The organism is Catenulispora sp. GP43 (assembly GCF_041260665.1).
Classification (GTDB): Bacteria; Actinomycetota; Actinomycetes; order Streptomycetales; family Catenulisporaceae; genus Catenulispora.
The window spans coordinates 1-10024 of record NZ_JBGCCT010000057.1; the positions used below are offsets into that span (position 1 = coordinate 1).

The following is a 10024-nucleotide window of genomic DNA, read 5'->3' on the forward strand; positions in this document are numbered from 1 at the left end:
TGCCGCGCCCAAGCCCCAACAACTAACCCCCTGACCAGCCCGCCTCACCCAACGCCAGCGATGAACCGGGCATCACGGTACATCCCGCCCTCTGAGCACCGCCCTCGACGCCGGCGTAACCGGGCTGGATACTGCGATCAGCTACCAGAACTTCACCGCCCACCAGCGGCTTACCGAAGCCGCCGGCGACCTACTGCCGCGTTTCGACATCACCACGAAGATCGGGTTCTTTCCCGACGGACACGACCTGTCCGCCACACGGCTGCGCGCCGCCGCCGAACAGATCCGATCCGAACTGGGCCGCGCCCCGGACACCCTGCTGTTGCACAATCCCGAACGCACCCCGACCGGGTTCACCCAGGCCTGCCAAACCATGGCCCAGATGCGTGATGAAGGACTGTGCCGGGCCTGGGGATTCTCGACCTGGAACCCGGAACCACTGCTGGGCTACACCATCCCGGAGCCTCCGGACGTTCTCATGATTCGCGTCGGCCTGATGGTCCCGACAGACGTCCTGGACGCCGCCGAGCAACTGGCCGGACAAGCCAAGCCGGTGAAGCTGCGGGGCATGGCCCCGCTCGGCGGGCACGGCAGCGAATCGGCCTGGACCGGTGTCGACCCGGCCGCGGTGTTCCTGCACCCAGGCCAGAACGCCAACCGGATCCAGGCAGCCGTCGCCGCTGCTCTCCACCTGCCCGCCGTCGATGCCGTAGCGGCTGGCACCGGCAGTAGCGACCACCTGATCGAGCTGGTCCAGGCGGTGCGGCTCGACGTGGACCAGCACGCCATCGAGCAATACCGCACCCTGATACGCGCGCGGGCTAGCGTTGCCGCATCGGACCGAGGAGCACGATGACCACGATGGGCCAGAATGACGACGGGCGACCTGCCGCCGTCCGACTCGATCTGCGACGCGTCACCGTCGACGACGTGGTGGATGCTGTCGAGAAGGCACTGGACACGCGCCTGAACCGCGCGGCGGGGGTGATTAAGCGCCGGTCGATGGGATTCGCCAGCGACCGCGGCACGTGGGTACGCATCGAGTGCCGCGGTCTGGAACGCCTGGACGGCCAGGGCTGGGGCCTGGAAGCAGCTACGATCCTGTCCCAGGTGCCGATCCCACAGTGGCACGCCGGGATGTCCTGGCTCGACCGGCAACGGCGCGTCATGTGGCGCGCCGACGAGACCCAGCTCATCGAGCAAACCCCAGTCAGCCGCCCGGCCGACGCAAACGCGCTGCCGGACAGCTGGTGGACCGAGTTCGACGCCGCCATGGACGAGCTCGCCGGCACACACACCCCCAGGATCGCGACCCCGGACCTGGAACCGATCAGCACCGAGCGCGTGGCGGCTGCGATCGCCAAGGTCTTTCCCGAAACCACTGCCCCGGTCGAGCAGTGGACCACCGCCCACGCCGACCTGACCTGGGCAAACATGACCGGTCCGCAACTGTGGATCCTGGACTGGGAGGACTGGGGGCAAGCACCCCGCGGGCTGGACGCCGCGAATCTGTGGTTCAACTCCCTGACCATCCCCGATCTAGCCGATCGAATCCTGAAACACCGCCGCGCCGACCTGGAATCGCCCACCGGCCACACCATGCGGTTGTTCAAATGTGCCGAACTCCTCGCCTGGGCCGACCAGACAGAACAGCTACACGACCCCGCCCAACGAGCCGCCCACCAGCTACTTGCCGACCCAGCCGCATAGCCCGACACGCCGACGCCGGATTGCGGCTGCTCGCACAGGCAGACATCGGCGACATGGGCCGCCCTGACGCACGTCTCCGACTGGCGCCAGGGCGGTCGCGCCCCCGGCGGTACGACACGCCTGCCGCCGAGGCGTCCGCGGCCGGCCTGGCGACCCCACCCGCCGGGCCGGCTGCCTGGTAATCGATCCCCGGCGTGAGCGCCCCCGGAGCACACATGATCACCGACGCCAACGTGCGCGACTTCCTCACCCAGCGGCGCCCTGACTTTGCGCCGCTCTACCAGTCACACCTCGACGTCTGGGGCACAGATCCGTCAGCCCGCTACATCCTGCTGCATACCTTCGCAGGAGAGTTCATGACCCCGCGACTCAGGACAGGATCGCCCGAGGAGCGGACACGGCTGTTCGACACCGTCGAACAGCTGCTCACCGACGGAGATGAGCTCATTGACGACGCCGCCGACCACCAGATCATCGACGAACTCGTATACGTCGGCTACCACCTGAGGGGCGAGGCCGCCGTGGACCTCATCGGCGTGGGTCCCCTCGCCGCTGAACGGATCGACAGGACCCGCAACTGGCGGCCGCCCAGCACGCCGTAGACGGCGGCCAGGTCCGGCGGCGCACGGCCAGAAACCCGATGCTGGTCACGAATCATGAACGGGCTGACCACGGCCCTCGCGGTCATCCCCCACCGATCGGCGTATCCGAGTCGCGGACCACCGCGTGATCCCGTAGACCGGTGCCGTGAGCAGCAGCGACCAGACCGGCTGACCGGCGGGGACGAGCAGGACGTGTTGCGTCCACCGATCGAGCCGATGCTCGCCCTGGCCCGCGACAGCCTGCCAGCGGCCAGCGCGCTCCCCGGCGAGCTGATCTACCAGCCCAAATGGGATGGCTACCGGGCCCTGCTGTTCACCGCCTGCCCCGCCCCCGGCGCGGTACGGCTTCAGACGCGACGCGGCAACCTCATCCAGGACCGGTTTCCGGATCTCCGGGGCGCCGCCGCCGACCTCCCTGAATGCTGGGTTCTCGATGGTGAGCTGGTCGTGTGGGCTGGCGGCAGCATGTCGTTCGAGGCGTTGCAGCGCCGCGCGGCCGCGGGCGGCCGAGCCGCGGCCCGGTTCGCCGAGACGATGCCGGCCCACTTCGTCGTCTTCGACGTCCTGCAAGCCGACGGGCAGCAACTGCTCCAGCAGCCATACAGCGATCGCCACACGCGCCTGGAGACTCTGTTCGCCGAGCACCACCTGGCCGCCCCCTGGACGCTGTGTCCCCAGACGACGGACTTGACCGTCGCACAGGAATGGCTGAACACCTGGACCGAGGTGCCCGCTATCGAGGGTCTGGTGATCCGCGGGAGCCGGCAGCGCTACCAGCCGGGGGCGCGGACCATGATCAAGGTTCGCCGACGGAACACCACCGAGGTGATCATCGGTGGTGTGACCGGCTCGCTCGGCTCGCCGCAGGCGCTCGTTCTCGGGCGGCTGGACCAGGCCGGAGTCCTTCGGGCAGTTGGTCGAAGCACTCCGATAGCAGGCGCCGCAGCTCGGCAACTGGCTGGCGAGCTGACGCCGACCGGCACCACGCATCCGTGGGAGGGCATCCGGTTCAGGGCCTCCTGGGGCTCGCGTACCCCGCTACACGTCGTACTTGTCGAGCCGAACCTGGTCGCTGAGGTCGTTGCCGACACCGCCCAGGACCGTGGCGTCTGGCGGCACCCGGTGCGATTCGCGCGTCTTCGTCTCGACGTCACCGTTGGGGACGTGCCCACCTTCGGCGCGTGAGCCGTGCCGACTTCCAGTCGACGCCACGCGTCTGTGGCTGGACTCGACAGTTGGCACCTGGGCAACGGTCCGGCCTGGAGTTCTGTACGGTTCGTGCCTCGACATGTGGCATGGGGACGCCAACTTGCTTGGCACCACCGATGACTCCTGAGACGCGCATCAGCCTCGCAGGTCACGGAAGAGCGGATCTTCGAGAACGTGTCGCAGTTCCTTGCGGGGGATCCGCAGAGTGGACGCCACGGTGCAGAAGGCATGGACCCAGAACTCCTCCTTGAGGGCGCCGGCCCAGACTTCTTCGACGGCCTCGCGGACCTCTGCCTCCCAGGCTCGCGGGTCGCTCTCTCTCAGCGCAGCGAACTCTGCCACGCGGGCTTCCTCGACGGCGATCGCCTGGTCGAGGAGTTGTTCCCCCAGCGTTGGTCCGTTCCAATCAGTCTTCTCGCGCCACCAATAAGGTCGGTCTTCCTTCGGCTGCACGTCTTCGTACACCGTAACGAGGCCCAGCAACTCGATCGGGTTGTCCGCCGCGAAGGTGAATCCGTCTTTCGCTGCGAACCACATGCTCAGCCCCTCGTTGTCTTCGTCGTCGGGATATTCCGTCTCAAGGCTGTAGCCCCGACGGTTCATGAGCTGAAGGCATGTCTCCCACACGTTCGCGTGACTACCCAGTGAGGCCATGCGGCAAGGCTACGAGCAAACGCCGCCGACGGCGGCAGATTTTCCGCTCGCGCGACAGCTCCGACCAGCCAGATCGCCTCGGTATCGATCTTGGTGCCACCTGTCGAGTCAAAGTGCCACCCGCCAAGTCACATCACAGCGTCACCCGATCCGGTGACAAACAGTCGGCCGTATTGATCTCGCATATTTGTTCGAATAGCTTTTTAGGGTGACCCCGGACTCTCTCCAGTCGATCGCTGACGGCATCGCCGGCGAGGTCGACCGGTTCGAGACCGAGTACGGGATGGACCTCGGTGTCGTTGTCACGGTCGACGAGCAGGCCGGCACCGTGACGGCACGCGGGGACGGCCTCAGGACGTGGGGCCCTCAGCAGGTCCTCGTCGGAGCCCTCACCCGCGCCAGGCTGCGCCACGACGTCTACATGCAGTCGGCCACGATCGTCGTGTACCCGTCGACCGACGAGCCGGGACCGGCTGTTGCCCCGACGCCCAAGCTGGGTCGCGACGCCGCCCTTGCCCAGCTGCGCCGGGACCTGGTCGACAACGGCACCGCCCCCGAGGCCCGGCACCGCGGACCAGCCGACGGCGGGAACATCCCGCTCCACCAGGTCCTCCGCCCGCTGATCCCCGGCGGCAACCTCACCCGCGGCACCATCGTCGCTGCCCCGCCCCGCACCGGCCAGGGATTCGCCGGCGAGGGGGCCGTTTCCTACCTCACGCTCGCACTCGTCGCAGGCGCCACCGCAGGCGGCGGCTACGTCGGCGTGGTCGGGTACCCGAACTTCGGCATCGCCGCCGCATCAGGGCTCGGCGCCAACCTGTCCCGGATCCAGATGCTCGACCATCCTGGAGACCGATGGGCCGAGGCGGTCGCCGTCTTTGCCGATGCCGTCGACCTTCTACTCCTGCATGCGCCACGGCGGCCCACCACCAGCGATTTGCGGCGCCTGACGTCCCGGATCCGCCCGAGTGACCGGCACCGCGGCTGCGTCCTCGTCGTCAGCAGCCCGTGGGAGGAAGCGCACCTCACGATGCGCGTGCGGGACCCGGAATGGGAAGGGCTCGGCAATGGCACCGGCAACCTCAACGGCCGGCACGTCACCGTCAGCGTGACGGGACGAGCAACCCGCGGGCGCCAGCGCGAGCTCGAACTTTGGCTGCCCGCCGCCGATGGGACGATCCGCGAGTACGTGCCCCAGGAAAAGCGGCGGAGAGACCGGCGGCCACAGCTACGGATCGCATGACCGCCCCATCAACGGCAGCTCATCCCCACGCGCTCGGGCCCGAGGGTGATCGTCCTGTCGGCCCCGCCCCGGGAGCGTCGCCGGTGCCAGGCTATGCAAGACGAGCTGATCGCAGCGGAACACTGCGCCGCCGGTTGGAAGGCCTACGTCCTGGCCAGCACGGAAACGATGGCACAGTGGCACGCCGAGAACCCGCCGAGGTGGTGGACTGGACGCTCCTAGGCTGGGAGTCTCAGCGGGGCAGGCCTGGCCGGCAGCGGGTTCAGCGCAAGGATCTCCATCAAGGGGTCACCCAAAGTCGCCCACAGCCGCAGCCCATCGCGGTCGAGAAGGTGGATCCCCTGTTCGGCGGCGAACTCCCGAGCGTCTTTGGTATAGCCCTGGTTGGTCACCACCACCGCTATCTGCGCGTCGTATACATGGCGGGCGCTGTTGACGATCTGGATGTCCTGCGAGCCGATACGGCCGTCTGGGCTACTGAGGAATTTGCACTGGGCCAGCAGGCGCCGCCGGTCCGGCTGAGGCGCCTTGCCAATGACGTCCCCGCCCTTGTCGCCCTTGCCGCCGCCGCAGCGCTCGATGAGAAATCCCTCGTCCTCCACGAGAGTGCCGATGAACTGCTCGAACCTACGCCCGCCAAACGTGTCGATTGCCCGCAGCGAAACCGATAGCTCTGAGGCGAAGAACGCCGCTCGGCGTTCGCCGACGCCGGCCAGCGTCGCGAGCTCGCGCAGCCCGGTCTCTTTGACGTCCTCGGCGCGCTTCTCCAACTGCTCGACGCGCCACATCAGCGACCCAAGCTTGGCGACTTCACTGGTCTGACGCTCGCGCGCATCACGGTCTTCGTCGTCGAGGTCTCTGCTGTACAGCCACCGTGTGTCGTAGCCGAGCTGGCCGTTCTGCCACCTACGGACCTGTTCGAGTTCGGACTCCAGATGTGAAGCTTGACGCCGCACGGCGCGAAGGTCGTCCAGTAGCAGTCCGGAGCGGGACTCATATCGGTCACCGATGAAGGCGTTGTGCGCTGTTGCCAACCCTTCGGTTAGCTCCTTCATCGCCTGGTCGGCGTCCTGACCAATCTGTTCTGCGGTACGGATGTGCCTGCGGGCGATCCAGGCTTCGAGGAACTGGTAGACCGCAGCCAGTTGCCACTCCTGGTCGACCTCGGAAATCAGGTCGCCCATGAGCTTATTGAGGGCACGGTGCCCGAAGTCGCGCGGTTGCAGGTCGCCTTTGCCGATGATCATGGACGGCGATCGTATTGGCCCACGGTGACATCATCTAGCGCTGCTCAATCTGGCCAGTGCCGATCTGGTCACCGCAGAGCTGGGACTCCAGTGTCTGGGTGCACGGTGTCCGACCTGACCGAAAGCAGTCGGCGCCAGTCGCCCATGAGGGCTCGATGGCCCAGTGAGCTGTGTGAGGCGTGGATCCGGTTGCCCATCGGCCGGGCCTGGTCGGGCAGAGGCCGGAAGGCCCACTTCCGCTTCAGGGCTCGCCGCCAAAACAGGTGTGGGGCTCCCCCGGCCTCTGCCCGACCCAGCCCGGCTATGGAGTTCAGCCCGCAAGCGCCGTGCAGGAGGCCACGCCTACGCCGATTTGCGGGTGCTGGACCTCGCCGTCTTCGCGGTCTTCTTCCTGGCCCTCGGGTGCGCCGCTTCGCGCTTACTCGCCCCTGCCGCCGGCTCCTGCCGGGTCTGCTTCGCCTGCTCCACCGACGCCTTCAGCGCGGCCATCAGATCCAGAATCTTGCCGCCGCCCTCCTCCTTCGGTGCCGGCGGTGTCACCACTTCCCGGCCCTTCGCCTTCGCCTCGATCGCGGCCAGCAGCGCCTCCCGGTACTTGTTGGTGTACTGCTCAGGATCGAAGTCGACCGTCATTTGTTCGATCAGCGCCTGCGCGGCTGCCAGCTCTTCGTCTTTCGCACCGGGCTCCGGGACCTCCACGACGTCCCTGATCTCGTCGGGCCAGTACATCGTCTCCAGGACCAGGACCTCGTCTCGCACTCGGATGGCCGCGAGCCGTTCACGGTCCCGGATCGCGATCTTCACGATGGCGATCATGCCGGCCTTGTCGACAGCATCGCGCAACAGCGCGTAGGCCCTGGCGCCTGCCTTATCGGGCGCCAGGTAGTACGACCCGGAGTACATGATCGGGTCGATCTGCTCTGCCGGCACGAACGCCTCGACTGTGATGGCCTTCAGCGTCGGTACCGGAAGGCCTTCGAAGTCGGCCTCGGTCATGACGACTGTGTCGCCGCCGGGCAGCTCGTAGCCGCGTGCGATGTCGGTCAGGTCCAGCTCTTCCCCGTCGACCTCGCACACGCGTCGTTGCCGGATCCGGCCGCCGTCCTCGATGTGGTAGCGGTGGAAGCGGACCGACTTGTCCTCGGTCGCCGAGTACAGGCCCACTGGCACGTTGACCAGCCCAAAGGAGATAGATCCGCTCCACACCTTGCTACTCGGCATAGGGCCAGTCTGCGTCGGCCGGTATGCAGCCGCCACCGGAGCAGACCCAAGTGGAGCGGCCCGAACCGGTAAAGCAAAAGGGGCCCCCGAGCCCTCCCCACACGGGGAGAACTCGGGGGCGCTCTGTTGCTACTGAACAGGCGGGGATGGCCTCCCGCCCACGAACCACCTCCGCCTGCGCGGAGAGCACTGCTCGTGTGTGAGTCTGCGGACGTCCTCCATCGAACCACCTCCGCCTGCGCGGAGAGCACCGTCCAGCCCGGACCGCAGACCAGGGACAGGGCGAACCACCTCCGCCTGCGCGGAGAGCACGCCACGGCCACCAACCAAACCCTGTTCAAACCCGAACCACCTCCGCTTGCGCGGAGAGCACTCGGGGTGGGCGGCGGCGAGGCGGTCGTACACCGAACCACCTCCGCCTTCGCGGAGAGCACTGCATCCCCGAACCTCGCATCGGCCTGTCCGTCGAACCACCTCCGCCTGCGCGGAGAGCACCTCGCCGGCCACGTACTGGCCGTCGCCGAAATCGAACCACCTCCGCCTGCGCGGATAGCACGGAGCGCGGGGAGCTCGGCCGTGTGCCTGCCACGAACACCTCCTGCGCGGAGAGCACTCCCGCAGGAGTCCGAAGATCGCCACGTCGCGCGAACCACCTCCGCCTGCGCGGAGAGCACAGGGCGCCGAGCGAGGCCTTGGCGACGTCGATCGAACCACCTCCGCCTGCGCGGAGAGCACGGACTCTGCGGCCGCCCCCGAGGGTTCGAAGGCGAACCACCTCCGCCTGCGCGGAGAGCACCGAAGGCGGGGCGGGAGCCGATTCTCTGACGTCGAACCACCTCCGCCTGCGCGGAGAGCACTTCACCCACCGTGCGTCAGAGGTCCGGAACTGCGAACCACCTCCGCCTGCACGGAGAGCACTTGCCTGCCCGCAGATAGAGCTTGTTCACCGCCGAACCACCTCCGCCTGCGCGGAGAGCACGTACCAGTGGTCAGGTGCGTCCGTGTCCACATCGAACCACCTCCGCCTGCGCGGAGAGCACCACCTACCTGCAAGCTCCCGGTTGCTGGGGATCGAACCACCTCCGCCTGCGCGGAGAGCACCCGGCCGGAATCCTGGACGGTGGCCCGATGGTCGAACCACCTCCGCCTGCGCGGAGAACACACCTGCGCGCGGTGGAGGTTCCGGGCGAACAGCGAACCACCTCCGCCTGCGCGGAGAGCACCCGGTCGGGTTCTGGTCCCACCACCACGGCAGCGAACCACCTCCGCTTGCGCGGAGAGCACGCGACCTCGTCGTCCAGCAGGAAGGTCATGGCCGAACCACCTCCGCCTGCGCGGAGAGCACGGCCGGTGGAGCCATCAGCAGGCTGTTCGGTGCGAACCACCTCCGCCTGCGCGGAGAGCACGTCACCAGGCGCGGCACCATCGGCCCGCAGTACGAACCACCTCCGCCTGCGCGGAGAGCACTGTCGCTCGACCGACGAGGAGGAGTGCTGCCCCGAACCACCTCCGCCTGCGCGGAGAGCACAGCGAAGGGGCGGCCGACGAGCTGGAACCAGTCAAACCACCTCCGCCTGCGCGGAGAGCACGTCCCGGCTGTCTCGCGGGCGATGCGTCGCTGCGAACCACCTCCGCCTGCGCGGAGAGCACGGCGTACGGGTCGCCTCCGAGGATCGTCACGCCGAACCACCTCCGCCTGCGCGGAGAGCACCTGCTGATGGCCGCCCCCGCGTTCGAGGGCTTCGAACCACCTCCGCCTGCGCGGAGAGCACCCCGACGGCTGCGAGTACGAGCCGCTGAACGTCGAACCACCTCCGCCTGCGCGGAGAGCACCACTCAGCAAGAACTGCCTGTTCCCACTCCAGCGAACCACCTCCGCCTGCGCGGAGAGCACCGGACACCCGCCGTCCCGTTAACCGTCGCATCCGAACCACCTCCGCCTGCGCTGAGAGCACGTCGTCTAGTGTCGTCTCGTGTCGTATGTTCTGGAACCACCTCCGCCTGCGCGGAGAGCACGTCCGGGTTCGGCTTGTTAGCCATCATTGTCGGCGTCTGCGATTTTCCCCAGGGCTGTGTCGGCCTATTTCCTCAGGCCCGGGTCCTCGGTTGATGTTCTATCGTTGATCGTCTCGTGCTGT

8 protein-coding genes and 1 CRISPR repeat array are annotated in these 10024 nt (G+C 67.7%); of the genes, 5 read left to right on the forward strand and 3 right to left on the reverse strand.

The window, feature by feature from the left end:
• The first annotated feature begins 91 nt into the window (after positions 1 to 91).
• The 4 genes from ABH926_RS51315 to ABH926_RS51330 all read left to right on the forward strand — a co-directional run bounded on the left by ABH926_RS51315 (position 92) and on the right by ABH926_RS51330 (position 3497).
• Positions 92 to 856, forward strand: a complete 765-nt coding sequence (locus ABH926_RS51315) for an aldo/keto reductase (RefSeq protein ID WP_370374735.1) — start codon at positions 92 to 94, stop codon at positions 854 to 856.
• Positions 853 to 1710, forward strand: coding sequence for a hypothetical protein (locus tag ABH926_RS51320; RefSeq protein WP_370374728.1), 858 nt, complete (start codon positions 853 to 855; stop codon positions 1708 to 1710). Before ABH926_RS51315 ends, ABH926_RS51320 begins: the two co-directional genes overlap by 4 nt.
• 215 nt (positions 1711 to 1925) lie before the next feature.
• Positions 1926 to 2312, forward strand: coding sequence for a hypothetical protein (locus ABH926_RS51325; protein WP_370374729.1), 387 nt, complete (start codon positions 1926 to 1928; stop codon positions 2310 to 2312).
• 54 nt (positions 2313 to 2366) lie between these two features.
• Positions 2367 to 3497, forward strand: a complete 1131-nt coding sequence (locus ABH926_RS51330; RefSeq protein WP_370374730.1) for an ATP-dependent DNA ligase — start codon at positions 2367 to 2369, stop codon at positions 3495 to 3497.
• 159 nt (positions 3498 to 3656) lie between these two features.
• Here the strand turns inward: ABH926_RS51330 and ABH926_RS51335 are convergent, their stop codons facing one another.
• On the reverse strand, positions 3657 to 4124 hold the full coding sequence (locus ABH926_RS51335; RefSeq protein ID WP_370374731.1) for a hypothetical protein: 468 nt from the start codon (positions 4122 to 4124) through the stop codon (positions 3657 to 3659).
• Positions 4125 to 4383: 259 nt separating this feature from the next.
• On the opposite strand from ABH926_RS51335, the gene ABH926_RS51340 reads away from it, so the two are divergent.
• Positions 4384 to 5418, forward strand: a complete 1035-nt coding sequence (locus ABH926_RS51340; RefSeq protein ID WP_370374732.1) for a hypothetical protein — start codon at positions 4384 to 4386, stop codon at positions 5416 to 5418.
• A 218-nt stretch (positions 5419 to 5636) separates the two neighbouring features.
• Here the strand turns inward: ABH926_RS51340 and ABH926_RS51345 are convergent, their stop codons facing one another.
• Positions 5637 to 6665 carry a restriction endonuclease gene (locus ABH926_RS51345; RefSeq protein ID WP_370374733.1) on the reverse strand — a complete coding sequence of 343 codons (1029 nt, stop codon included), beginning with the start codon at positions 6663 to 6665 and terminating at the stop codon, positions 5637 to 5639.
• Between the two features lie 342 nt (positions 6666 to 7007).
• Positions 7008 to 7886, reverse strand: a complete 879-nt coding sequence (locus ABH926_RS51350; RefSeq protein WP_370374734.1) for a Ku protein — start codon at positions 7884 to 7886, stop codon at positions 7008 to 7010.
• A 161-nt stretch (positions 7887 to 8047) separates the two neighbouring features.
• A CRISPR array of direct repeats spans positions 8048 to 9902; the repeat unit is 29 nt; unit sequence CGAACCACCTCCGCCTGCGCGGAGAGCAC.
• Positions 9903 to 10024 lie beyond the last annotated feature (122 nt).

Excerpts from the sequence above, each read along its gene's own strand:
- ABH926_RS51320 (WP_370374728.1), top strand. The coding sequence starts at position 853 with ATGACCACGATGGGCCAGAATGACGACGGGCGACCTGCCGCCGTCCGA.
- ABH926_RS51325 (WP_370374729.1), top strand. The coding sequence starts at position 1,926 with ATGATCACCGACGCCAACGTGCGCGACTTCCTCACCCAGCGGCGCCCT.
- ABH926_RS51330 (WP_370374730.1), top strand. The coding sequence starts at position 2,367 with ATGAACGGGCTGACCACGGCCCTCGCGGTCATCCCCCACCGATCGGCG.
- ABH926_RS51335 (WP_370374731.1), bottom strand. The coding sequence starts at position 4,124 with ATGAACCGTCGGGGCTACAGCCTTGAGACGGAATATCCCGACGACGAA.
- ABH926_RS51345 (WP_370374733.1), bottom strand. The coding sequence starts at position 6,665 with ATGATCATCGGCAAAGGCGACCTGCAACCGCGCGACTTCGGGCACCGT.
- ABH926_RS51350 (WP_370374734.1), bottom strand. The coding sequence starts at position 7,886 with ATGCCGAGTAGCAAGGTGTGGAGCGGATCTATCTCCTTTGGGCTGGTC.